Genomic DNA, 23,493 nt, shown 5'->3' with positions numbered 1-23,493 from the left:
AGCACCGCCCCTCTCTCTGACGGTGGCCATACACAAAGCGGCGGCATCATTACCCCTCCTTCTCCAGCAAGCTTATCAAACCTGTCGAAACCGACCGGCGTCGTTCCGGCTTGGACGCACGTTCGGCTCAGGCCGACGACGCGCGCTGCTCGAGATAGGTCGCCAGCGCGTACGCCATCGACGCCTCACACCACCGCATCAGCGTGACGCGCCTGGTGAAAAAGCGCTCGCGCCGGAAGCGGAACTTCCCGTCGCCGGCGTACAGCGTGCCGAGCACCCAGTCGATGATCCGCTCGGCAGCCGCGAACTCACCGGCACGACTGAAGACGATGATCCCCTGGGCGGCGGCGTTGATGTCCCGCGGATAGCTGTTCGATTCGTCCCAGTTTGGCGCACCGTCGTCCGCGAACAGCTCCTCGCGATAGAACGCGAGCGCGTCGTCGAGCACCCCCTCGTACCTGTCGGCACCGGTGAGCTCGCGGTGGCGCAGCAGCGACTCGATGATGAACCCGTTGTGATGGTTGTCCATCGATAGATGCGACGCCGACGGCGGATCGCGATACATCCAGCCGCCTTCGGGCCGCTGGCACGAGACGACGTAATCGAGCAGTTTCTCGCCGCGCTCGCGATGCTCGCCGCCGAAGCGCGCGCCGAGTTCGAGCAGCGTCACGCCGCCGAGTGCGACCGCGTTGAGCGTGTAGTGGTCGGACGACCACGTCGGAACGTACTTCATCCGCGCACCATCGTCGATCTCCTCGTATTCGAGATCCTCGTCGATGAAGTCGGCGACCGAACGCACGGTCTCGGCATAGTCTATACCGCCCGTATCGAGCCCGGCGTCGTGGGCCGCGAGCAGCGCTCGCACCGCGTATGCCGTCGAGACCATGTCGGGGTAGGAGGGCAATCCCTTGATGTCGAGATGCTGGATTTCGTGGCGGTGTGCACCACAAAAACCCGCATAGCCCGGCGTCCGCTCTTCGACGAGCCACTCGGCGAGATCGTGCGCCTCGCGCCCGTAGTCAACGCCGCTGCCCTCGCCGAACTCCAGTTCGTGGGCCGCGAGGTTCGCCATCGTGAACATGGCCGTCCCCTTGTAGTTGCGGCGCTGTTCGACGAGAAAGAGCGGTCGAACGTTGACCGGCGCGCGCTTGATCGTCTCCTGAACCGCGATGTTCACCCACTTGTTGTCGACGGGCAGCGCCTGCAACAGCCGGCTGCTCATCCCGTCACCGTAATCCCAGCCGGTGTAGTCGCGCTCGCGGGCGTAGCCCAGCGTCTTTCCGAGCAGCTCGCCCGTGAGTCCGGTCGGCCGGAGTTGCGATGCTGTCATCACCCGACCGCAATCGGTCGAGACAAATCCGTTCGTCGGAAGCCGATCGAAACGGCGGGTCGGTTAGCGCCCGCGTCGCGTCGCGAGCAGCGCAGCGCCGAGCAGCGCGACGACGGCCACCGCGATGCCGAAGCCGGGGCCGCTCGAACTGCTGCCGCTACCGTTGCCCGAGCCGTTCCCGCTGGCGTTGCCCGAACTGTTGCCGCCGGCATCGTTGCCACCGGCAGCCGTGCTCGCGCCGCCGCTCGCGTTGGCACTACTGTTGTTCCCACCACCGCCGGCCGCGGTCGATTCGGTGAACTGCTGACCGGTGATGGTGATGCTGTCGTCCTGCGCACTGGTCGTGCTGTCGTTGTCGAGACTGACGACCGAGCCGTCGTCGATCCGCGTGATGACGTACTGCCCCTGCTGGAGGTCGGTGGTGTCGATCGTCGCCGAGCCGTTCGCGGCAGTCTCGAACTGGTTCACCGTTCGCCCGGGGCTGCCGTTCTCGACCGCACGGAGCTGATAGCCAGTGCTCGCTTCGCCCTGGTCGAGGTAGAGCCGCGCACCCTGGTCGTACTCGCTGCCCGACTGGACGCGGCCGTCGGCGTCGACGGTGGTGACGTAGCCGGTCGCGTTCGCCGGCTGACCGTTGTTCGTCACGACCGCATCCTCGTTCGGATCGAACGTACCGTTCAGCCGTTCGGACTGGCTGCTCCCGCTGGTCTCGTAGTAGGCAACCGCCATGAGCTGCTGACTCTCGTTGACGTTGCCGTTGAGATTGACGGTGTAGTTGCGCTCGTTGTACAGCGCGACGATGGGCTGGCTACTGCCGACCGGCTGCCCGCGCGAGCCGTTGTCGGCCACGGTAAATATCCCGATGTAGCCGGCGTTCGGGACGACCCCGGAGACGTTCACCGACTGGTTCGCGCTGAACTGCGAGGCGCTCTGGTTCGGGAACGACAGCGAGGCGCTCTCGATGCGATAATCGTCGGTCACCGGGCCGTCGGTCGTCCCCGAGGGCGTCGTCGTCGAGACGCCGACCGAGTAGCTACCGTCGCTCGTCGGCGTCGTCACGTTCGCGACGTTGGCGATGATGCGGTCGTCGGCGCTCACCGACACCGGCTGCTGGAAGGTGAGCGTGATCTGGCCGTCCGACGTCGTCGAGACGTTCGACGGATCGATCGTTTGCTGCCCGTTCGAACTGGCGACGGTGACCGAGACCGACCCGACGCTGACGTTCTCGACACTGCCGTCGAAACTGCCGCTCGCCCCGAAGTCGACCGTCATCGATTTCATCCCGTCCTGCGTGATGGCATCGCTCCCCTGAGCGACGACCGAGACGGGGAAATCGGTCGCGCTCGTCCCCGGCGAGTGCGGGTATGGTGCCGCCGTATCGGAATCGAGCGCCGCCGCCGACCCGCTGACGGCGATGCCGCCGACGAGTGCTGAAACGAGCACTACGGTGATCATGAATGCGCTGCGTCGTACCGTCGTCATGGCTGTAGGTCCTTCATTGGTTGGTCTCCGAGAGCCGCCTCTGACCGGTGCAACGGCCGATAGCAGCCGTTTCGGTCACGGTTCGGCTCTCCGTTGGCGTAACTGTCAGCCCCATCATACTCATTTCTATCGGTTCGTATCCACATACCGTGACCGATCGAGATCCGTCCACATGCTACGCTGCAACTATCGATTCGAGAGAATAGTCGGAAAATGCGGATGCCGCAGCGTCCGATTCAGCGGTTGCGTCGCGTCGCGAGCAGCGCCGCGCCGAGCAGCGCGACGACGGCCACCGCGATGCCGAAGCCGGGACCGCCCGAGCTGGTGCCGGTGCCCGAGCCGTTCCCGCTGGCGGTACCCGAACCGTTTCCGTTGGCGTTGCCGCCGGTTGCGGCGTCACCCTCGCCGCTGCTGGCGGTCGCGGTAGCACCGGTATCGGTCGCACCACCACTCGCGTTCGTCATGTTTGCCTGTGTGGTCGCCTGCTGGCCGGTGATCAGGATACTGTCGTCCTGTGCGCTTGTCGTGCTGTCGTTGTCGAGGCTCACGAGCGAGTCGTCGGCGATCCGCGTGATCGCGTACTGCCCCTCCGAGAGATCGCTCGTGTCGAGGATCGTCGTGTCGTTCGCGCCCGTCTGGAACTGTGTCGCGGCGGAGCCGAGTTCGCCGTCCTCGACCGACCGCACCTGGTAGTTCGTTTCCGGTTCACCCTGCGGGAAGTAGAGCCGTGCGCCCTGTGCGTACTCGCCGCCGGCCTCGACTTGCCCGTCAACGTCGAGCGTCGAGACGTTCGCGGTCGCGTTCACGAGCGTGCCGTTGGTCCGCAGCCGTTCGTCGTCGTTCGGATCGAACGTCTGGTTCTCGCGGAGGCTCGCCGAGCGACCGTTCGTCTCACTGTACGCGACGGCCATCAGCTGTTGGCTCTCCGTGACGTTGCCGCTCACGTCGATGCTGTACTGCTGGCTCGACGTGGCCGTGGCGACGTCCGTCGAACCGACGAGCTCACCCGGCGAGCCGTTCGGGGCCGTGGTAAACAGCCCGACGTACCCGCCGCCCGGTACCGACGCCGAGACGTTGATCGACTGCTGATCGCTGAACTGCGAGAGGTTCTGGTTGTCCATCGACAGCTCCGGCGCAGTCGTCGAGTAGGAGACCGACGTCGGTCCGTCGGTGCTCCCCGATGCGGTGGCGAACGTCGCGTTGACCGAGTGGCTGCCCGGTCGGTCCGGCGTCGTGAAGTTCCCCACCTTGACCGCGACTTCCGCCCCGGTGTTCGGGCTATCGGAGGCGAACTGCGGCTGGACCGGCCGCGGAAGCGTGATGGTGACCTCGTCGCCAGCCTGATTCGAGGAGACACTGATGTTCGCGACATCGACGATGTCGGTGTTGTTCTCGGCGATCTCGATGCGCTGACCGCCACGCACCGCGATGAACACGTCGTCGTCGGTCACGTTGGAGACGTCGGCATTCGGCCCTGCATCGAGCGTGATCTCCTTGATGCCGTTCTCGGCGACCGAATCACCCGGTCTGACGACGTAGACGAACGTTCCGAGCGTGTCGGAGCTTGGCGTCAGCGGATAGGTCGCGCCCGCGCCGGGATCGAGCGCCGCCGCCGTTCCACCGAGGGCGACGCCGCCGACGGCCGCCGAGAGCAATACCACCAGTACCATTCCCGCAGTTCGTATCCGTGTCATGATTGTCGTCCAACAGCGTCGAGCGTATCGCTTCAACTGGCGCGGCCCGATCGTATATGAGTAACGGCTTCGCCCGACCGATGTCGGGACGGGCGGACCGACGTGTTTAGGAGCATCGAGTTCCTCGCCGGAAGCAAGACTGAATGAACTATCTGTTTTTCACGAACACTCCTGCGCACGTCCATCTCTACAAACACGCCGTCGCGGCCCTCGAACGTCGCGGTCACGACGTGTTGATTCTCGGTCGTGACTACGGCTGTACGAAGGAACTCCTCGACTATCACGATCTCCCCTACCGGCTCTACGGACGGCTGGCGACGAAAAAGCGGTCGCTGTTCTACCAGCTCCCGCGTCACTATCTCTCGATCCTCCGACAGACGTGGCGGTATTCTCCTGACCGTATCTTCGGCATGGGTGCGTACGCCGCCCACGCAGGCGCGCTCTCGCGGACGCCGGTGACGCTGATCCTGGACTCGGAGCCGACCTCGATCGATCACACCGTCTCGCGGCCGTTCGCCGACGCCATCCTCACGCCCGACGCCTTCGGCAAGGATCTCGGGGCGAACCACTATCGCTTTCGCGGCTTCAAGGAGTGTGCCTACCTCCACCCCGACGTGTTCACCCCTCGCGACGACATCCGCGAACAGCTCGGCGTCGGCCCCGACGAGAAGTACGTCATCTGCCGGTTCAACGCCTTCGGCTCACATCACGACGTCAGCCAGTCGGGCATCGGCCCGGCCGAGCGACGCACGCTGATCGAACGCCTCGGCGACGACGCGACCGTCTTCGTCTCCGACGAGAGCGGGACGATGGAGTTCGACGGGATCGACGCCCGGCCGTACGATCTCCATCCCGGGCTGTTGCACGACGCACTCAGCGAAGCCCACCTCCTGGTCGCCGACACGCAGACGATGGTCACCGAGGCCGCGCTGCTCGGGACGCCCGCCATCCGGTCGAACTCCTTCGTCGGCGAGGAGGACATGGGCAACTTCATCGAGCTCGAAAGCCAAGGGCTGATCTTCAACATCGCCTCCTTCACCGAGGCGATCGAGCGCGCGGAGTCGCTGCTCGACGACGATAGCCTCACAGAGACCTGGGCCGCCAAACGCGACGCGTTCATGGCCGACAAGGTGAACCTCACCGACGTCATCGTCGAACTCGCCACCAGTCCGAACGGGGCCGCCGGGGTCGACGGCCTCTCGCACGGTAGCCCGCCGCGACGGACCGACCCGCCGACGCCCGAGCGTTAGAACCGATCGATGGCCCGATTGACCAGCTGATAGCCGCTTTTTGCGACGTCCATCGCCATTCCGCCGGATTCGGCGACGTAGTAGGGCGTCAGCTCACCCCCGAACTTCGATTTGTACCGGCAGAGCTGTTCGGTGTTCGCGCCGACGAGGTCGTACTGGTTCACGGAGTCGATCGGCGGATCGTCGGCGATATCGTTGATGATCCGCCAGTGGAGCAGGCTGTTGATGCTGACGTTCTCGTGGGTCGCGCGCGTGCCGCCGAGCCAGTAGTACGCCGCATCGTTCGAGAACAGCGTGATGACCCCGCCCAGATGATCGCCGTCGGCACGGGCGACGTAGACGCGACAGCGCTCGCCCAACTCCTCGATGACGTCACGCACGTACGGCCACGTCGGGCCGAACGATTCGGATTGTTCGGCGTAGCGGGCGGCGGTCTCTCTGAAGACGCGCTCGCCGCCCCTGATTCCAGCGGTCTCGATATCGATATCGAGGTCAGCGCCCGAGCGGATCTCCCGGCGGAGGCTCCGGCTAAAGGAGTCGATGAGTTCGTCGGGATCGTCGGCCGTAAGGCGGTAGGTGAAGGCCGGTTCGACCGACAGCCCGTTCCAGCGGTACGGGCGCGGGTCGGTGTAGTCGGGCGGGCAGAGAATGCGGACGAACGTTCGCGGCGAGTCGGCATCGAGCGCCTCCAGGAGTTCTGCGGTGAACTCGCGGTTGACCTTCTCGCGCTTTCGCTGTTTCGGGCTGGTCGGCATCACGAGCGGTCCCAGATTGGGGATGGCCATGCCCGGCGGTGGCGAGGAGACGATCCGCAGCCCGCCGACGTGGCGGACGAACAGCGGCACCATCGCCACCAGCTGCTCGCCGCGATAGCCGCCGAAGAGATGGCAGTCGCCGGATGCGTGGCGATCGAGGACGGACAGCGCCTCGGGAGTGTGGAAGACCTCGAAGCCACGCTCGGGAAGCGCCCCCGCCCACGTGTCGCGATCGAGCCGCTCGATTCTCATTGATCGAACGGGCGTGCGCTGGCGTTCATCATTCGGTGTCTATTACGCCCCGGCAGCCGAATAAAGGGGTTGTCCTTTGCTCGTCGTGCCGTACTCTGTTTGTCATGGCAACGGCTACCGAGTGGAACGAAACGGACGGGACGGGGTGGGTCGAGTCCGGATCCGAGTGGGGGTGCGCGGCGGGACGAGCGCTGTGTGCCGGCTGCGACGAGAAAAGCGTCACGTACCGGCAGTTACAGGAAGGCGTCGATGCCTGATAAGCCCCTCGCTTCTATCGCCGATCACGGAGCGCCGGGAACTCCTCGCGCACGCTCGTCACGCGTTCGGGATCGATGTCGGCGGTGACGATCGTCGGTTCGTCGGCGGCGTGCTCGCCGGCACCCGCTTGCGCCGAAATCTCTCCCCAGGGATCGTAGATCGCCGATCGCCCACAGAGTGCAGTCTCGCCGAACACGCCGGAGCCGTTGCAGGCCGCCACGAACAGCTGATTCTCGATCGCCCGCGCCCGCGGAAGGAGTCGCCAGTGGTCGACGCGCGGATACGGCCACGCGCTCGGGACGAGAATCAGGGTCGCCCCTGCATCGACGAACTCGCGATACAGTTCGGGAAAGCGCAGATCGTAGCAGGTCGTGGTACCGATCGTGAACCCGTCGAATGCGGTCAGTCCGAGCGAGTCGCCGGGAACGAGCAGTTCGGCCTCCCGCGACTCGTAGCCGAAGAGGTGGTGTTTGCGGTAGATCGCTCGCCGCTCGCCGCTGCGATCGAAGAACACCGACGTGTTCGCCAGACCGCTCTCGCTCGGTGTCTCGAACCCGTCACGCGTGCTCGCCGCGAGGTCTTCGACGATCGAGCCGGCGAGCACGCCGACGTTGTGGGCGCGCGCCGTGTCGGCGACCCGCGCGAGCGTCGGTCCGGTGAGCGACTCGGCCGCCCGCTCGTACTCGTCGAACGCGAAGTAGCCGACGGAGAATATCTCGGGGAGACAGACGAGATCCGCGCCGTCGTCCGCAGCTGTGGCGATGGCCGCGAGCGCGCGTTCGACGTTCGCCTCGATCGCGCCGGGTTCGATGTCGTGTTGACAGCAGGCGAGGCGCATCTACGGCTCGGCCGCCGTGTCCGCGCGGATGGCGGCTTCGAGGTTGTCGAGCTCGTCGTCGAGGTTGCGTTTGAAAAACCCCTCGACGCCCGGCATCTTCCCCTCGACGGTGAAGCGATTTCGCAGGCGAGTGCCGTCGTCGACGGCTTCGAGATCGTGTTCGCCGACGACCCGGAGCACGCGCGAGCGCCCGACGAACTCCACGTGGGTTGGCGGGTCACGTTCGGTGTCCTCGGTCTCGACGGCGATCGTGCGATCGACGAACGGGATCGGCAGGGAGATATGCCAGGTAGCGTGGGTCTCGTCGTGGATATCGAACGAGTCGACGACGCTGATCGCTTCGGCGCGCTTGCCCGGATCGGCGATGAAGGCCCAGACCTGTTCGGGCGGGACGGCGAGCTCGAACGTGCGTTCGATCCGGACTGTCATATCATCAGTAGACGTTCAGTCGGTAAAAATCCGCCGACCCGAACGTGAGAGCGCCCGATCACTCAGCCGGGCGTGACGCGCCACGTGGTCGATTTCGCACGACTCCATTTCTCGATGTCGATCTCCTCGGATTCCTCGTCGAGCCGCGGCAGCCGGACGCCGACCTGTTTGGCGCTCAGCCCGAGCTGGTCGGCGATGTTCTTCGAGCGGAAGTAGCGCTCGCCACGCGCGACGCTGTCGTGGAGATACGCGAGGATCCGCCGATCCTCGTCGGAAAAATCGGTCATTACGATCACTACGGTCGTGAGACTCTTAACGCTTTGTGGCAGCCGCTCACCCCGACAGATGTATCGCCACGATCGCGATCGCGCCGGCGATCGAGGCCGCGGCGAACCCCCAGGCGGCGGTGAGTTGGGTTTCGAGCAGTCCACCGACGAGCGCGGCGAGCGCGCCGACGAGCGCGAGGACGACGAACAACACGGCGAAGCCGACGCCGCGGTCGGTCCCGACGGATGTGGCCATGCCGGCGCTATCACCGGCGGGGACTTAGTTCGTTCCATCACGGCGGGTGCTGTGGCGGCTCACAGCTGAATCGTGGCGGCCGATCGACAGCCTATTTCCTCCGACCGCGAAAGCATACCCGATCGAATGAATCGTACGCGCGCCGCCGTTCTCGTGATCGTCGTTCTCGCCGCGATCGGCGGCGCAGCCGTCCTCACCGTCGATCGTCCGTCAGTCGCGGGAACCGAGAGCCGCTTTGCGGGCGTGAACGATTCGACGACGCTCGTCACGACCGAACTCCGCGTCACGAACCCGAACCCGGTCCCGATCGAGCTCGGCAACACGACGGTGACCCACTCGATACGGATGAACGGCATCGAGATGGGCACCGGAAGCCGTGACGACATCCGGGCCGCACCGGGCACGTCGACGGTGAACTTCACGACCGCCATCGACAACCGGAACATTCCGGCGTGGTGGGCGAGCCACGTCGAGCGCGGCGAGCGCACGCGGGTCGTCACGGGTGCGGCCGTCGACGTGCCGGTGTTCGGGACCGCGCGCGTGAGCGAGAACCGAACGCTGACGACCGACATCACCGGCGCGCTGAACACGAGCGAGCCACGGCCGATCAACGCGAGCCTCCCGTTCGTCGACGATCCCGTCCTCGTCGTCGAGCGCACGTCGGCGACGTGGGGGAACGTGACACGCGAGACGACGCCGCTCGACATCGCCCTCCAGATACGGAACCCGACCGAGATCCCGATCCCCGTCGCTCGCATCGACTACACGCTCACGATGAACGGGATCGCCGTCGGCAACGGCACGACGGGCGAGGGAACGGTACTCTCACCCGGCAGCGAGCAAACGATCACGGCAAAGGCAGCCATCCGCAACGACGAGCTCGACGACTGGTGGGTCAGCCATATCGAGCGCGATCAGCGGACCGATCTCGGTATCTCGCTTACCGCCGTGCTCGAACTCCCCGACAACCGAACGGTCGAACTGCCGCTCGACGATCTCGGCGGCAACACCACCATCGACACCGACGTGTTCGACACGGGGAACGGGCCGAACGGCTCGACGAGTTCGATTCGACTGACGCGCTGAGGGTGCTCCTGACCGACAGGATATTACCCTCGGCTGTTCCGTCGTTGGGTATGGATGTCCGTCTGCTCGAAGCGACAGCGGATCCGGAGCGAGTGATCTGTACTGCCGCGCGCAGCGATTATTCCTCGGGCTTCGTCGGCGAACAGTCGTTCGCGGAGACGATGAGCACCGTCGACGGGGAGACGACCGAGGAGAAAAAACGTACACTCATCGGCCGCCTGCTCGATCACGGCCACTTCGGCCCGTTCGAGCACCCCCAAGCAACCTTCGGCGTCAAGGGGATCAGCCGCTCGTGTATGGCCCAGCTCACCCGCCATCGCCACGTCTCCTTCGACGTCCAGTCGATGCGCTACGTCTCCTTCGACGAGGTCGATCCCGCCGACGTGCGTGAGGGTGCGATGGTCGTCACGCCGCCGTCGGCGACCGATCCCGATTGGGTGGGACGCAATCAGAGCGGTGGTGCGGTCGACGACGAGGTGGTCGAAAAACGCGAGCGGATCTTCCGCGAATCGGTCACGGAATCGGTCGAATCGTATCAGGAGCTGCTCGATACGGGGATGCCCCCGGAGGACGCCCGGTTCGTGCTGCCGATCGGCACCGGGGTGAACATGGTGCTGTCGATGAACGTCAGAATGTTGATGCACGTCGCGGACATGCGCGCCGCCGCCGACAGCCAGTGGGAAATTCGCCATCTCACCGAGTCGATCCTCGATCACGCCGCCGAGTGGTGTCCGCTGACGTTCGCCCACTACGACGAGCAGATGAAGGGGCGCAAGAACCGGCTCGCGCCCTGAGTTCGGACGGTCGTGGTCATAGCGTTTTTATATGATGGTCCGATCATCTACGATGGATGAAGCGGCTGTCGGTGCTCGGCCTCGTCGCCGCGATAGTGCTCGGAGCAGTGTTGCTCCCCGCCGTAGCGGTCGGCGACGCACAGGCCGCCCCGCCGAACGGCTCCGACACCGCGACGTCGTTCAACGACGCACGGTTCGTCGTCACGGTCTACGAGAACGGCTCTGCGCGCTGGACCCAGCGCTACAACCAACCGCTCACCAACGAGAGTCAGACCAGTCGCTTCCGCGCCTATGCGAACCGGTTCGGCAGCGAAGAAACGCCGTTGTACACCGATTTCAGGGAGCGAGCGACGACGCTCACTGCGGGCGGCTCGAACGCGACGGGACGGTCGATGGACGCGCGCGATTTCAGGCGTGACACGCGCGTGAGTTCGCAGCCACAAACGACGGGCGTCGTCGAGATGTCGTTCCTCTGGACGAACTTCACGTCCACCGAGGGCGGCCACACCGTCGGCGAGAGCTTCGAGAGCGGGCTCTATCTCTCCAGGGGAATGTCACTCGAATTCCGTGCCGGGCCGAACCTCGAAGTCGACTGGGAGTCGGTCGAACCCGCAGCCGACGCCTCGACCAACGGCTCGGCGAACACGACCGATTCGCTGACCTACTTCGGGCCGGCACAGTTCGCGAGCGGGCAGCCCCACGTCGTCTTCACCGAGGAATCGGCGCTGGCGGACGACGAGGGCTCGTCGTCAGAACTGCCGCTCCTGTGGGGTGCTGGTATACTCATCGTCATCCTCGTCGGCGGCGTGATCGCCTGGCGATCGGGCATCGCCGGGACGGGTGACGAGCCGCCCGATCCCGGGGCGGCCGCCGAAGCCGAGACCGGTGACGACGCCACGAGCGAGGACGGACCCGCGACGAGCGCGCCGCCGGAACCGGCCGTGAGCGCCGCCGAGATGAAGACCGACGCCGACCGGATCGCCGAGCTGCTCGATGCCAATGGCGGGCGGATGCAGCAGGGCGACATCGTCGAACGGACCGACTGGTCGAAATCGAAGGTGAGCACGCTGCTCTCCGAGATGGCCGAAGAGGGACGGGTGAGCAAGCTCCGCGTTGGCCGTGAGAACATCGTCAGCCTCGACGGTCACGAGCCCGACATCACCGGCTCGCCGTTCGACGACGGGTAGGCCCAAAGCGCAACGGTTAAACCCGATTCGTCGCTACAAACGAGTGCAGTCACAGAGGCGTGCTCTGGTGGTGTAGTCCGGCCAATCATATCACCCTCTCACGGTGATGACCAGGGTTCGAATCCCTGCCGGAGCATTCTGCGACGAACACGAGTGAGGAACCGATGCGACGCGGATTCGAGCACGCGAGTCGCAGCGCGCGGGCGCGACCGTCTCGCGCCAGTTCGAATCCCTGCCGGAGCATTTTCTGGCGATCACGATACGTAGCGATCGCTCGGTCGCGTGCCACAACAGCCAAAAGCGTGCGCCCCCTTCGATAGGTATGTCGAACGAACCGGCGACGACCGGCGAGAGTCTGCCCGAGACCGACGAGGAATGGCGCGAACTGCTGACCGACGAGGAGTACGAGATCCTGCGCGAGCAGGGGACCGAACCGAAGTTCAGCGGCGAACTGCTCGACGAGGACGACGACGGTACCTTCGTCTGTGCCGGCTGTGGCACCGAACTGTTCTCCTCGGACACGAAGTTCGACTCCAAAACTGGGTGGCCGAGCTTCTCGGACGCCGCCGACGAGAACATCGAGTTCCGGCGCGACACCAGCCACGGGATGGAGCGCACCGAAGTCGTCTGTGCGACCTGCGGCGGCCATCTCGGCCACGTCTTCGACGACGGTCCCGAGCCGACGGGCAAGCGCTACTGCATCAACTCGGCAGCGCTCGGTTTCGACGAAGAGGACGCCTAAGTCCGCCAGCCGTGCGGACCCGTACCGCTATATAGATTTCATAGTAGAGTATTTATCCTCCCTGTGGCTACCGACAGACGATGCAGGGAACGCCTGTGAGTCGGCGTACGGTACTGGCTGGCGGGGCCGGGCTGTGCGCGGGGCTCGCTGGCTGTATCAGCACGAGCGCGACGCCGCCGGACAGTGCCAGCGGGAACGACTCCGAGGGGGGTGGGGCGGGCGACGTCCCAACACTCCAGGCCGGCGGCTCCTCGACGGTGTACCCGATCGTCGACAGAGCGGCCTCCTTCTGGGGAACGAACGCGGCCCCGCCCGATGGAAAGTACTGGAAACCCGGGAAGTACGGCATCGAGACCGAGGAACGGCTCGCCGACTACTGGGCCGGGCTGTACGGCTTCGACGCGACCGAGAGCGACTCGCCGCCGATCGCGATAAGCGTCAGTCTCAGCCACTCGGGGACCGGTCTCGAAAAGCTGCGCAACGGTCGCCTCGATATCGGTAATTCGAGCGCACCGGTGAAGGCGGAGTTCCCCGATCTCGCCGAGAAGAAACTCTCGAAATACGTCGATCACGTCGTCGGCGTCGACGCCCAGCCGATCGTCGTCAGCAAGGCGATCAAGAAGGCTGGCGTCACCGAAATCTCGGCGAAGACGTTGAAAGCCATCTACAAGGGCGAGATCACCGACTGGAAGGGAGTGCCGGGCTACTCCGGGCCGAGCACGGAGATCCAGGTCGTCGGGCGCGCGGAGGGGTCGGGCACCGACACCGCCTTCCGCAACAACCTCTTCGGCGACCCGAACGCCACGATCCCCGGCGTCGACATCCGGAAGGGCGAGAACCAGCAGGTGAAACAGATCGTCACCAACTCCGAGAACGCCCTCGCGTACATGGCGCTCGCGTTCGTCGACGACTCGGTGCCGGCCATCGCGCTCACCTTCCAGGGGACGAAATACGTCCCCGGTGAAAACCTCGCCGAGGGCGGCTACCCGCTCGCACGTGATCTCCACTGTTACACCTACGACGGCACCTCGAAGAAGGAGGCCGCGCTGCTCCGGATGCTCGTCAGCGAGTACGGCCAGCAGTCGTTCGTCAAGGCCGTCGGCTACTCGGCACTGCCACCGAAACGGCGGAAGAAACAACGGCGTAAACTCCCAGACACCCAGCAATGAGCGTCGAACGCGGGCTCGTCGGCCGGTTGGGTCTGGGTGACAGCCCCATCGGCGTGCTGCTCGGCGTCACGCTGCTGGCGGTCGCGCTGACCTTCTTCCTCGCGCCCGGGCTGGCGATCTACCCGCTCGCGGCGTTCGCGATCGTCGTCGTCTACGGGATCTTCAGGGAGCAGGGGACGACCGCCCGCATGCTCGCGCTCGCGGCGACGGTCGTGACAGTGCTCGTGCTCGGACTGATCACGATCTATCTGGTGGCGCAATCGATCCCGGCCTTCCGGATCATGGGCATCGACATTCTGACGAAGACGGGCGGCAAACTCTGGAATCCGAGTTCGGCGATCTATTCGCTCGTGCCGATGATGTGGGGCACAGTTGTAACGACGCTCATCGCCACCGCCATCGCCGCCCCGCTCGGCGTCGCCGGCGCGGTGTTCATCGCCGAGATGGCCCCCGACTGGGCGCGCGGCCTGCTCAAACCCGCCGTCGAGGCGCTCGCGGGCATTCCTTCCATTGTGTACGGCTTCATCGGCTTCGTCGTCCTCAACCCGTTCATGGCCGAGGAGCTGTCGCTGCCGACGTTCGGCAGCCTGTTCGTCGTCGGCATCGTCATCGGCGCGATGGCGCTTCCGACTGTGGTCTCGGTCGCCGAGGACGCCATCGCGAGCGTTCCCGGTCCGATGAAGGACGGTTCGCTCGCGCTCGGCGCGACCGACTGGCAGACCACGACCGCCGTGACGCTGCCGGCGGCATTTTCGGGCGTCTCGGCCGCCGTCCTGCTGGGCATCGGCCGCGCCGTCGGCGAGACGATGGCCGCGACGGTGATCCTCGCGCACGCACAGGTGCTGCCCGACCCGCTCTACGACGTGTTCGGCAACACCGAGACGCTCACGAGCCTCATCGCGAGCCAGTACGGCATCGCCAGCGGCTCGCAGATGAGCGCGCTGTTCGCCGCCGGCGTCGTTCTGTTCGTCACTGTGCTCGGCCTGAGCATCGGCTCGCAGTACGTCGAGCGGCGGATGGAGCGCACGCTCGGAGGCGACACATGAGCACGGACACGGGCGTTGCGAGCGCGCTTGACCGAGGCAGCACCGGCCCGCTGCGGTACGCCGGCGGGGCGGTCGTCGCGCTCGGTGCCATCGTGCTCGTCGCGAGCCTGCTCGCGTTCGTCCAGGTCGTCCCCACCACGATCGCGGGCGCGTCGCTGTTCGACGTGCTCGCGCTCGCGCTCGTCGCGGCGGCGTGCTGTCTGATCGCGGTCGTCGTCGCCGCCAAGCTGGGCGTGCTCGACACCGCGCCAGATCACACCGCCGGCACGTCGCTCGCGGCCGTCTTCGGTCTCGTCGGGGTCGTCACTGGCGGGCTCGTGAGTGCACAGACGCTCGGATTCGGTACCCTCTGGCCGATCGGTGCGCTCGTCGGCGCGGCACTCGGGATCGTGCTGGCGATCGTCCCCCGGGAGGATAGCGCGCTCGCGGCGACCGGTGGCGGGTTCGCGCTTCTCGTCGGCGCGATCGTTTTGACCGACGTCATCGGCCCGGACTGGCGATGGCAACCGGAGGGGCTGTCGGCCGCGTTCACGCCCGAAACCACCATTCCGATCCTGCTCGGCGTCACCGGCCTGCTGCTCGCGTGGGTCGGCGCGCAGGCGGCTGCCGGCTTCGGCACGCAGGGGAAGGCGCACGGCGCGTCGCTGCTCGTGAGCGCGAACGCGGCGGGCATGATCGCGCTGCTGGTCGTCCTCATCTCGTTCATCGCCGTGCGCGGCTGGGGACCGATGACCGAGGGCATCCGTTTCGGGCTGTTCTGGGAACCGGTGACGTGGTTCCAGCCACCCGGCTGGGATAAATACGTCATCATCAGCGCCCCCCTGCTCTGGTTCCACTGGCCGTTCGTGATGGAGGGGTTTGCGATCACCAACGCGATCAACGGCGTCGCGCCGGCCATCGTCGGCACCGTCTGGCTGGTCGTCGGCGCGGTGTCGGTCGCCATCCCGCTCGGGGTCGGCACAGCAGTATTCCTGACCGAGTACGCTGAACAGGGTCGAATCACGTCGCTCGTCGAGATCGCCACGAACGGGCTCTGGAGCACGCCGAGCATCGTCTACGGGCTCTTCGGGCTCGCCTTCCTCGTGCCGCGCATCGGCAACGGGAGCAGTCTGCTGTCGGGCATGCTGGTGCTCAGTTTCATGCTCCTTCCCCTGGTGATCATTACGAGCCGCGAGGCGCTGCTCAACGTGCCCGACCAGTACCGCGACGCGAGCGCCGCCCTCGGCGTGAGTCGTTGGCAGACAATCAAGAGCGTCGTCCTGCCGGCGGCGATGCCCGGCGTCGTGACCGGCGCGATCCTCGGCGTGGGCCGTATCGCGGGCGAGACCGCGCCCATCCTGCTCGTCCTCACCGGCGAGCCGTTCCCCGAGACCGGACCCGATCTGCTGAACTTCGGGGCGGCGTTCACCTCGTCGTTCCCGTTCGTCGAACTATCGTTCCTCAACACTGACGCACTGCTCCAGCCGGCGACCGCGCTCCCCTATCAGCTGTTCGCGACCATCACCGCCGGCGTCGGCGACGTCGGCGAGGGATTCTCGTGGGGGACGGCGCTCGTTCTCCTGCTGGTGGTCTTCGCCTTCTACGCGGTCGGCATCGCCTCGCGGCGCTACTTCGACACCAAACTCCAATCATGAGCACGCTACAACAGGACCGAGACCGGACCGCCGGCGAAAGCGACGAGCGCATCGAACCGGAGTGGACGAACTACGACTTCGACAACGGGACGAAGTTCGCCGTCGACGACCTCGACGTCTTCTACGGCGACGAGCAGGCGCTCGAAGGGATCGAACTCGACATCCCCGAAGAGAGCGTCACGGCACTCATCGGCCCGTCGGGCTGTGGGAAATCGACGTTCCTCCGCTGCCTGAACCGGATGAACGATCGCATCAAGGCCGCACGCGTCGAGGGGAGCGTCGCACTCGACGGCCAAGAGATCTACGGCGACGACGTCGATCTCGTCGAGCTCAGAAAGCGCGTCGGGATGGTGTTCCAGCAGCCGAACCCGTTCCCCAAATCCATCCGAAAGAACGTCTCGTACGGCCCGCGCAAACACGGCGACGTCGAGACCGGCCTGCTCGCGCGGCTGTTCGGCGACGACGCCGGCGACGAGGACGCGCTCGTCGAGCGCGCGCTCCGGCAGGCCGCCCTCTGGGACGAAGTCGACGACCGCCTCGGCGACAACGCGCTCGGATTGTCAGGAGGGCAGCAACAACGTCTCTGCATCGCGCGCTGTCTCGCGGTCGATCCCGAGGTGATCCTGATGGACGAGCCCGCGAGCGCGCTCGATCCGATCGCGACCGCGAAGATCGAGGATCTCATCGAGGAGCTCGCCGACGACTACACCGTGGTCGTCGTCACCCACAACATGCAGCAGGCCGCGCGCATCTCCGATCAGACCGCCGTCTTCCTCACCGGTGGCGAACTCGTCGAGTACGGCGACACCAACGAGATCTTCGAGAACCCCGAAAGTCAGCGCGTCGAGGACTACATTACTGGTAAGTTCGGCTGACCCCAGGAACCTTTTTGCGTCCGTCACCGTAAGGTGAGTTAACGAACCGTGAGCGAGCCACGCGAGGAGACGAAAAGCATCTGCCCGCTCTGTGCGGTCGGCTGTAGCGTCCGCTACGACGGAGCCACGGGCCGGGCGCGTGGCTGGCCGGGCGCGCCCGTCAACGAGGGCGGCGAACTCTGCCCGAAGGGGATCGCCGCCTTCGACGTGTTCGACGACGCGGAGCGCCTCACCCGTCCCCTGATGCGCCGGAACGGTGACCTCGAACCCGTTTCCTGGAACGAAGCCTACGATCGTATCGAGCGCGAATTCGGGGAAATCGTCGCCGACCACGGCCCGGACACATTGGCTTTTCTCGGCGCGCCACACTGTACGAACGAGGAGAACTACCTCTTCGGGAAGCTCGCGCGGAGCCTCGGGACGAACAACGTCGACAACCGCGCACGACTCTGCCACGATTCCACTGTTTCTGCGATGGAAGAGCGCCTCGGCTCCGGCGGGATGACGAACTCGCTCGCCGATCTCACCGAGGCCGAGGCGTTCATCGTCATCGGCTCGAACCCGGCCGACCAGCAGCCGGTCGCCTTCGATTCGTACATTCGACCCGCGGTCAACGCGGGCGCACAGCTGATCCATATCGATCCGCGCGCGAACGCGACGACCCGCCTCGCCGACACCCACGTCGCGCCACGGCCGGGCACGGACGAACTCGTCGTCGCGCTACTCGTGAAGACGATCTTGGACGAGGGGCTGGTCGACGAGGAGTTCGTCGCCGATCGGACCGATGGATTCGTGGCGTTCGCCGCGTCAGTCGACGAGATGGATGCGGAGATCCTCGCCGAGCGTGCCGATATCGACCCGGCGGCGATCCAGGAAGCCGCCCGTGCGTTCGGCGGGGCCGAGCGGGCGGCCGTCGTCGCGGGCACCGGCGTCGAGGGCGACGGCCCCGACGACAGCGCCACCGCCGACACGCTGTTGAACCTCCTCCTGGTCACCGGAAACCTCGGCAAGCGCGGCGCAGGCATGAATCTCTTTCGCGGGCTCAACAACGAGCAGGGTGCCTGCGATGCCGGCGCGCTCCCTCACCAACTGCCCGGCGGCAGATCCGTCACTGACTCGGCGGCGCGCGCGCAGGTGACTGACGTCTGGGGCGTCGAACCGCCCGCCGAGCCCGGACCGACGGAACTCGACCTCGTGCGCGGGTTCGGCAGCGAGGTTCGCGGCGCGTTCGTTCTCGGCGAGAACCCCGCCGTGACGAAACTCGACAGGCAGGGCGTCGCACGCGGCCTCCGGTCGCTCGATTTCCTGCTCGTGCAGGACGTCACCCACACCGAGACGACCGCCCACGCCGACATCGTCCTGCCGGCAGCCGTCTGGTCAGAGAAGACAGGAACCGTGACCAACCTCGATCGACAGGTTCAGCGAACGCGCGTGCTCGAATCGCCGCCGGGCGCGGCACGCAGTGATCTCGAAATACTGTGTGCGCTCGGCGAACGCCTCGTCGGAGACGGATTCGGCTACGAAAACCCACGGGAGGTGTTCGACGAACTCACTACCGTCAACCCGCAGTACGCGGGCATGAGCTACGAGGGGATCGGGATGGACAGCCAGCGCTGGCCGTTCCCCGACGATGCGGACGCGGGAACCGACGTGCTCCACCGCGAGGAGTTCATGACTGGCGAGCGCCGCGCACCGTTCGTCTCGATCCCCACCGCCGAGCCCGATGAAGAGGTTGCGGACGACGAGCTCGTGTTGCTCACCGGCTCGCGCAGCGGCGACGTCGCCACGACGACGATGGGGAGCGAGGTGGGGGCACCAGACGACACCCTCCTCGTCCACTCCGCGGACGCCGACGCGCGAGGCGTGGCCGACGGCGAGCGGGTCGTCGTCGAGAGCCAAGATGGGCGCATCGAACTCGTCGCCGAGCGGAGCCAGGGCGTTCGACAGGGAACCGTCTTCGTCCACGCCGGCGTCGCCGACCCGCTGCTCGGTGCCGGACGGACGCGCGTCCGAATCGCATAATCGCAGTGGCAAGACGCCGGTTTTGCCGTCAGCCAAACCCAATACTTCCCGCAGTTCGACTGTGAGTGTGTGTCTACCAAAGACGCGACCAAGAACCGGTGGCTGATCGCGGCGTCGGCCGTCGCGATCCACCTGTCGATCGGGAGCATCTACGCGTACAGCATCTACCAAATACCCCTGAACGAGGCACAGGGCTGGAGCACGGGAAGCGTGACGACCGCCTTCTCGATCGCCATCTTCGTCCTCGGGATCACGGCCGCCTTCCTCGGGAGCTACGTCGAGAAATACGGCCCACGAGCGTCCGGGCTGGCCGCGGCCGTCCTCTACGGACTCGGGATGATCGGCTCCGGCGCGAGCGTGCTTCTCGGAAGCCTTCCGCTGTTCCTCATCACGTTCGGCGTCGTCGGCGGGATGGGGCTCGGTCTCGGCTACATCTCCCCGATCGGGACGCTCGTCGAGTGGTTCCCCGATCGCCGCGGGATGGCGACCGGGCTCGCGGTGATGGGGTTCGGTGCTGGCGCGCTGCTCACCGGTCCGCTCGGCAACTTCCTGATCCAGGGCTACGGCGTCGCGACGACCTTCTTCGCCCTCGGCGTGCTCTATTTCGTGTTGATGACCGCGGGCGCGAGCTATCTCGCCAAACCGCCAGACGGCTGGCTGCCAGCCGGGATGGAGGACACGCCGGAGAACCAGGAGGAGGCGAGAAGCGCGCTGTCGGGGCTCACCAACCTCACCGCGACGGAAGCGCGCACGTCGCTTCGCTTCTGGATGGTCTGGCTCATCATCTTCATCAACGTCTCGGCGGGGATCATGCTGCTCGCGTTCGCCTCGCCGATGCTCCAGCAGATCGCCGGCGCGAACGCGACGACCGCGGCGTTCATCACCGGCTACATCGGCATCTTCAACGGCGGTGGCCGCATCGTCTGGGCCACCCTGTCGGACTACATCGGCCGGACGACGACCTACGCGGCGTTTTTCGTCATCCAGATCGTCGCCTTCTTCGTGATGCCGCAGGTCGCGGGCGTCTGGCTGCTCGCGGGACTGATCTTTCTCGTCATCACCTGTTACGGTGGCGGCTTTTCCTGTTTGCCAGCGTATCTCAGCGATCTCTTCGGCACTGCGGAGGTCAGCGCGATCCACGGCTACGCGCTCACGGCGTGGGGATTCGCCGGCGTCGCCGGTCCACAGCTCGCCTCGACGATCCTCGAATCGACCGGGAGCTACACGAGCGCGCTGTACGTCATGAACGGAGCGCTCGTCGTCGGGCTCGTCACGGTCGGCCTGCTCCGCTGGCGGATCGGCAAGCTCCAGAGCACGAACCGGACACCGAGCGCCGCGGAGGCGGCGACCGACTGACGATCGATATCGCTTCGGATCGTCCGGCCCAGCGTGCCGAAACGCCGAAGCGCCTGCGCTCGAAGACGTCGTATCGACTCTCAGGATACGTCGGCGCGGCGCGGCGCGCTCGTCCTCGCCGGCGGTCACTCGACACGCTTCGGTGAGCGCGACAAAGTCCTCGCGGAGCTCGCTGGCGTACCGCTGGTTCGACGGGTCGCCGAGCGACTCGCGGCCCTTGACGAGATCGTCGTCAGCTGTCGGGCCGACCAGACGGCGGCCATCGAGCGCGCGCTCTCGGGGATGGAGTTCCGCTATGTCGAGGACCCAGACCCCGACGGCGGGCCGCTCGTCGGCGTCCGAGCCGGACTGCGCGCGCTCGGTACCGACTACGCAGCCGTCGTGGCGGCCGACATGCCGTTCGTCGATCCCGAACTCGTCGCCTTCCTGTTCGCGCGCGCGGCTGGCCACGACGCGGCCGTGCCACGATACGATGGGTGGCTCCAGCCGACGCAGGCGGTCTACCGCACTAACGCGATGGCCGACGCCTGCGCGGTGGCGTTCTCGTGTGGCGAGCGTGAACTCCGCGCAGCGCTCGACGCGCTCGATCACGTCGTCGTGACAGCAGAGGAGATCCAGAAACACGCCGACTCGCGAACGTTCACGAACCTCAATACGCGCAGGGAGTTCGCCGCCGCCGAGCGCGCGCTCGAAACGGACGACTGCTCGTGAAGATTCTCGATCCGCGCTCTACGCGCCGACGTACTCCTCGTTGACTTCCCAGCCACCGTCGCCGTCGCGGATCATGTACTCGCCGTAGTAGGGCACTCTGTTGTCGACGACCTCGCGGAAGGCCGTGCGGATCTCGTCCTTGCTCATCGCGCCCATCGGGCGGAGATCGTCGTTGCGATTCAGACAACCCTTGAGATAGCCCTCGTGAGTGACTCTGACCCGGTGACAGTTCGCACAGAACGTCTCGTTCTCGACGGGATCGACGATCTCGACCATCCCGCCATCGACCCAGTAGCGCCGCCGATCGTGCATCTCGCGGTGTTCGATCCGGTCAGCGCGCTCGGAAAGCCACTCGTGGACACGCGCGATATCGATCGCCAACTCGGGATGGCCGGCGATCTCGGGCATGTACTCGATGAGCTGGAGCCTGAGCCCCGAACTGCCCCCGACGTGCTCGACCATCTCCGGGATGAACTCTGCTGTTCCCTCGAAGACGACCATATTGAGCTTCACCGGATCGAGCCCGGCATCGAGTGCCGCCTCGACACCTTCGAGCACCTTATCGTATGCGCCGGATTCGGTGATCTCGGCGAACGCTTCCCGATCGAGGGCGTCCTGTGACACGTTCACCCTATCGAGCCCCGCTGCGCGGAGCTCCTCGGCACGACCTGGCAGGAAGGTGCCGTTAGTGGTGAGCGAGGTTTCCATTCCGTCCGGCGTGCGCCGGATGATCTCCGCCAGATCCTGGCGGAGCATCGGCTCGCCGCCGGTGAACTTCACCTTCTCGACGCCGAACTCACGGACGACTTCGAGGAATCGCACCACGTCGTCGGTCCCCATCTCGTCGTCGGCCGGCTCCATCGGGCCGCGCGTGTCGCCGAGCCCCTCGTTGTGACAGTAGACGCAATCGAAGTTGCAGCGGTCGGTCAGCGAGATCCGCACCCCCGAGACCTCGCGGCCGAACCCGTCGACGAGCATACTCACCCGTTCGTTCGTGAACGGTTAAAACTGCGCGCCGCTCACGGGCTCGCGTAACCGAACATCGTTACAAAATCACGGATACGAAACGACACGTGCGGTCGCGAAGTCGACACTGATCCATCGCCTACTCAGTCGAGGGTCGCGAGCGAGCGAATCCTCGTCGAGATGGTGCCGAGCGTCGTCCAGCCATCGACTTCGCGGGCGAGCAGTCGTCCCTCGTTGGTACCGGCGAGTACGCGCCCGTCGCGGACCGTCCACGCGAGGACGACCTCGGTCGGTGCGCCCGGATACGGGACGTTGCCGAACGAATCACCCCCGTCGGTCGACTCGAACAGCGCCGCGTCGGCACCGCGCGACCCCTCCCAGTTCGGCGGTGCCCCGCTCGCCGCGGCGGCATACAGCCGTCCGTCCGCCACGATCGTCTCGCGGAAGTAGCGCTGATCGACATCCGTATCGAGTCTCGTCCACGATCGGCCGGCGTCGTGAGTGCGATAGCAGCCGTCGCCGCAGGCGGCGACGTAATCGTCGGGTCCGACGACGAGCACGTGGTGAACGTCGTCGTGGAGGCCGTCGCGTCGCTCGGTCCACGTCTCGCCGCGGTCCTCGCTCACGTGGACGCCACCGACCTCGACGCCGGCGACCAGCCGATCGGGCGCATCGGGATGGACGCCGAGGCTGCGAAGGTGGGCTTCGTTGCGATGGCGCGGCGTGTGCCACTCGTCGCGACTGGGCAACTCCAGAAACCCATCGAGTTCGCGCCACGTCGCCCCGTCGTCCGTCGAGACGTACAGATGGGCGGGATGCGTCCCGGCGTAGAGGCGTTCACTGTCGGGGCTCGTGACGACCGAGAACACCTCCTCGCGCGGCACGCCGAGATCCGTCCACGAGTCGCCGTCGGTCGATCGGTAGAGCCCGCTTCTCGTCGCGGCGAAGGCGATGCCGTCGAAGATTCGAACACGGAGCGCATCGTCCGCACCGAGCACTCGTTCGGTTTCGTCGAGCGTTCCCGCTGCGGATCGAACGACGCCGTCGTCGGTACCGATGAGCAGCGCCATGCGGAAAGAATACCGCGGGTAGACA

The 23,493-nt window shown here is 66.1% G+C and carries 22 protein-coding genes and 1 tRNA gene; 13 read left to right on the top strand and 10 right to left on the bottom strand.

Going from position 1 to position 23,493, the window contains the following annotated elements:
• Nucleotides 1-127: 127 nt before the first annotated feature.
• The 3 genes from NO363_RS04225 to NO363_RS04215 all read right to left on the bottom strand — a co-directional run bounded on the left by NO363_RS04225 (nt 128) and on the right by NO363_RS04215 (nt 4,482).
• The gene (locus NO363_RS04225) at nt 128-1,330 is read right to left on the bottom strand and encodes a prenyltransferase/squalene oxidase repeat-containing protein (RefSeq protein ID WP_256687108.1); all 1,203 of its coding nucleotides are present in this window, start codon (nt 1,328-1,330) and stop codon (nt 128-130) included.
• Nucleotides 1,331-1,393: 63 nt separating this feature from the next.
• Nucleotides 1,394-2,785 carry a PGF-CTERM sorting domain-containing protein gene (locus tag NO363_RS04220; RefSeq protein WP_256687107.1) on the bottom strand — a complete coding sequence of 464 codons (1,392 nt, stop codon included), beginning with the start codon at nt 2,783-2,785 and terminating at the stop codon, nt 1,394-1,396.
• 263 nt (nt 2,786-3,048) lie between these two features.
• Entirely contained in the window at nt 3,049-4,482 is a 1,434-nt protein-coding gene (locus NO363_RS04215) for a PGF-CTERM sorting domain-containing protein (protein WP_256687927.1), read from the bottom strand.
• Between the two features lie 167 nt (nt 4,483-4,649).
• Between NO363_RS04215 and NO363_RS04210 the strand changes: the two genes are divergently transcribed.
• On the top strand, nt 4,650-5,756 hold the full coding sequence (locus NO363_RS04210; protein WP_256687106.1) for a DUF354 domain-containing protein: 1,107 nt from the start codon (nt 4,650-4,652) through the stop codon (nt 5,754-5,756).
• Here NO363_RS04210 and NO363_RS04205 read toward each other — a convergent pair.
• The 5 genes from NO363_RS04205 to NO363_RS04185 all read right to left on the bottom strand — a co-directional run bounded on the left by NO363_RS04205 (nt 5,753) and on the right by NO363_RS04185 (nt 8,810).
• Complete coding sequence (locus NO363_RS04205) at nt 5,753-6,763, bottom strand: lipid II:glycine glycyltransferase FemX (protein ID WP_256687105.1); 1,011 nt, start codon at nt 6,761-6,763, stop codon at nt 5,753-5,755. The genes NO363_RS04210 and NO363_RS04205 overlap by 4 nt on opposite strands.
• 271 nt (nt 6,764-7,034) lie before the next feature.
• A complete protein-coding gene (locus NO363_RS04200; protein WP_256687103.1) occupies nt 7,035-7,859 on the bottom strand; it encodes a carbon-nitrogen family hydrolase in 825 nt (274 codons plus the stop codon).
• Nucleotides 7,860-8,288: an SRPBCC family protein gene (locus tag NO363_RS04195; protein WP_256687101.1), complete on the bottom strand. Its 429-nt coding sequence runs from the start codon at nt 8,286-8,288 to the stop codon at nt 7,860-7,862.
• A 62-nt stretch (nt 8,289-8,350) separates the two neighbouring features.
• Nucleotides 8,351-8,575, bottom strand: a complete 225-nt coding sequence (locus NO363_RS04190) for a DUF7123 family protein (protein ID WP_004054626.1) — start codon at nt 8,573-8,575, stop codon at nt 8,351-8,353.
• A gap of 46 nt (nt 8,576-8,621) precedes the next feature.
• On the bottom strand, nt 8,622-8,810 hold the full coding sequence (locus NO363_RS04185) for a DUF7525 family protein (RefSeq protein WP_007742733.1): 189 nt from the start codon (nt 8,808-8,810) through the stop codon (nt 8,622-8,624).
• 126 nt (nt 8,811-8,936) lie between these two features.
• On the opposite strand from NO363_RS04185, the gene NO363_RS04180 reads away from it, so the two are divergent.
• From NO363_RS04180 to mobA, 12 genes are all read left to right on the top strand, one after another.
• Nucleotides 8,937-9,896, top strand: coding sequence for an LEA/WHy family protein (locus tag NO363_RS04180; RefSeq protein WP_256687098.1), 960 nt, complete (start codon nt 8,937-8,939; stop codon nt 9,894-9,896).
• Nucleotides 9,897-9,946: 50 nt separating this feature from the next.
• Complete coding sequence (gene thyX / locus NO363_RS04175) at nt 9,947-10,690, top strand: FAD-dependent thymidylate synthase (RefSeq protein WP_256687097.1); 744 nt, start codon at nt 9,947-9,949, stop codon at nt 10,688-10,690.
• Nucleotides 10,691-10,746: 56 nt separating this feature from the next.
• Nucleotides 10,747-11,877: a helix-turn-helix transcriptional regulator gene (locus tag NO363_RS04170; protein WP_256687095.1), complete on the top strand. Its 1,131-nt coding sequence runs from the start codon at nt 10,747-10,749 to the stop codon at nt 11,875-11,877.
• A gap of 61 nt (nt 11,878-11,938) precedes the next feature.
• Nucleotides 11,939-12,013, top strand: a tRNA-Glu gene (locus NO363_RS04165).
• Nucleotides 12,014-12,199: 186 nt separating this feature from the next.
• Nucleotides 12,200-12,619 carry a peptide-methionine (R)-S-oxide reductase MsrB gene (msrB, locus tag NO363_RS04160; protein WP_256687094.1) on the top strand — a complete coding sequence of 140 codons (420 nt, stop codon included), beginning with the start codon at nt 12,200-12,202 and terminating at the stop codon, nt 12,617-12,619.
• An 80-nt stretch (nt 12,620-12,699) separates the two neighbouring features.
• Entirely contained in the window at nt 12,700-13,788 is a 1,089-nt protein-coding gene (locus tag NO363_RS04155) for a PstS family phosphate ABC transporter substrate-binding protein (RefSeq protein ID WP_256687092.1), read from the top strand.
• The gene (gene pstC / locus NO363_RS04150) at nt 13,785-14,834 is read left to right on the top strand and encodes a phosphate ABC transporter permease subunit PstC (protein WP_256687091.1); all 1,050 of its coding nucleotides are present in this window, start codon (nt 13,785-13,787) and stop codon (nt 14,832-14,834) included. The genes NO363_RS04155 and pstC overlap by 4 nt, the downstream gene beginning before the upstream one ends.
• Nucleotides 14,831-16,468: a phosphate ABC transporter permease PstA gene (gene pstA, locus NO363_RS04145; RefSeq protein ID WP_256687090.1), complete on the top strand. Its 1,638-nt coding sequence runs from the start codon at nt 14,831-14,833 to the stop codon at nt 16,466-16,468. Before pstC ends, pstA begins: the two co-directional genes overlap by 4 nt.
• The gene (gene pstB / locus NO363_RS04140) at nt 16,465-17,343 is read left to right on the top strand and encodes a phosphate ABC transporter ATP-binding protein PstB (RefSeq protein ID WP_256687089.1); all 879 of its coding nucleotides are present in this window, start codon (nt 16,465-16,467) and stop codon (nt 17,341-17,343) included. Before pstA ends, pstB begins: the two co-directional genes overlap by 4 nt.
• A gap of 48 nt (nt 17,344-17,391) precedes the next feature.
• Entirely contained in the window at nt 17,392-19,365 is a 1,974-nt protein-coding gene (locus NO363_RS04135; RefSeq protein WP_256687088.1) for a molybdopterin oxidoreductase family protein, read from the top strand.
• Nucleotides 19,366-19,434: 69 nt separating this feature from the next.
• Nucleotides 19,435-20,721 (top strand): L-lactate MFS transporter, encoded by a 1,287-nt coding sequence (locus tag NO363_RS04130; protein WP_256687087.1) that lies wholly within the window; start codon nt 19,435-19,437, stop codon nt 20,719-20,721.
• 72 nt (nt 20,722-20,793) lie between these two features.
• Complete coding sequence (gene mobA / locus NO363_RS04125; protein ID WP_256687926.1) at nt 20,794-21,432, top strand: molybdenum cofactor guanylyltransferase; 639 nt, start codon at nt 20,794-20,796, stop codon at nt 21,430-21,432.
• Between the two features lie 18 nt (nt 21,433-21,450).
• On the opposite strand, the gene moaA is transcribed toward mobA, so the two are convergent.
• Nucleotides 21,451-22,410: a GTP 3',8-cyclase MoaA gene (gene moaA / locus NO363_RS04120; protein WP_256687086.1), complete on the bottom strand. Its 960-nt coding sequence runs from the start codon at nt 22,408-22,410 to the stop codon at nt 21,451-21,453.
• Between the two features lie 131 nt (nt 22,411-22,541).
• Nucleotides 22,542-23,468 (bottom strand): WD40/YVTN/BNR-like repeat-containing protein, encoded by a 927-nt coding sequence (locus NO363_RS04115; RefSeq protein ID WP_256687085.1) that lies wholly within the window; start codon nt 23,466-23,468, stop codon nt 22,542-22,544.
• Between the last annotated feature and the right edge of the window lie 25 nt (nt 23,469-23,493).

The sequence above is a fragment of the Halococcus qingdaonensis genome (genome assembly GCF_024508235.1).
Lineage (GTDB): Archaea > Halobacteriota > Halobacteria > Halobacteriales > Halococcaceae > Halococcus > Halococcus qingdaonensis.
This window is presented reverse-complemented; position numbering and strand designations above follow the sequence as displayed.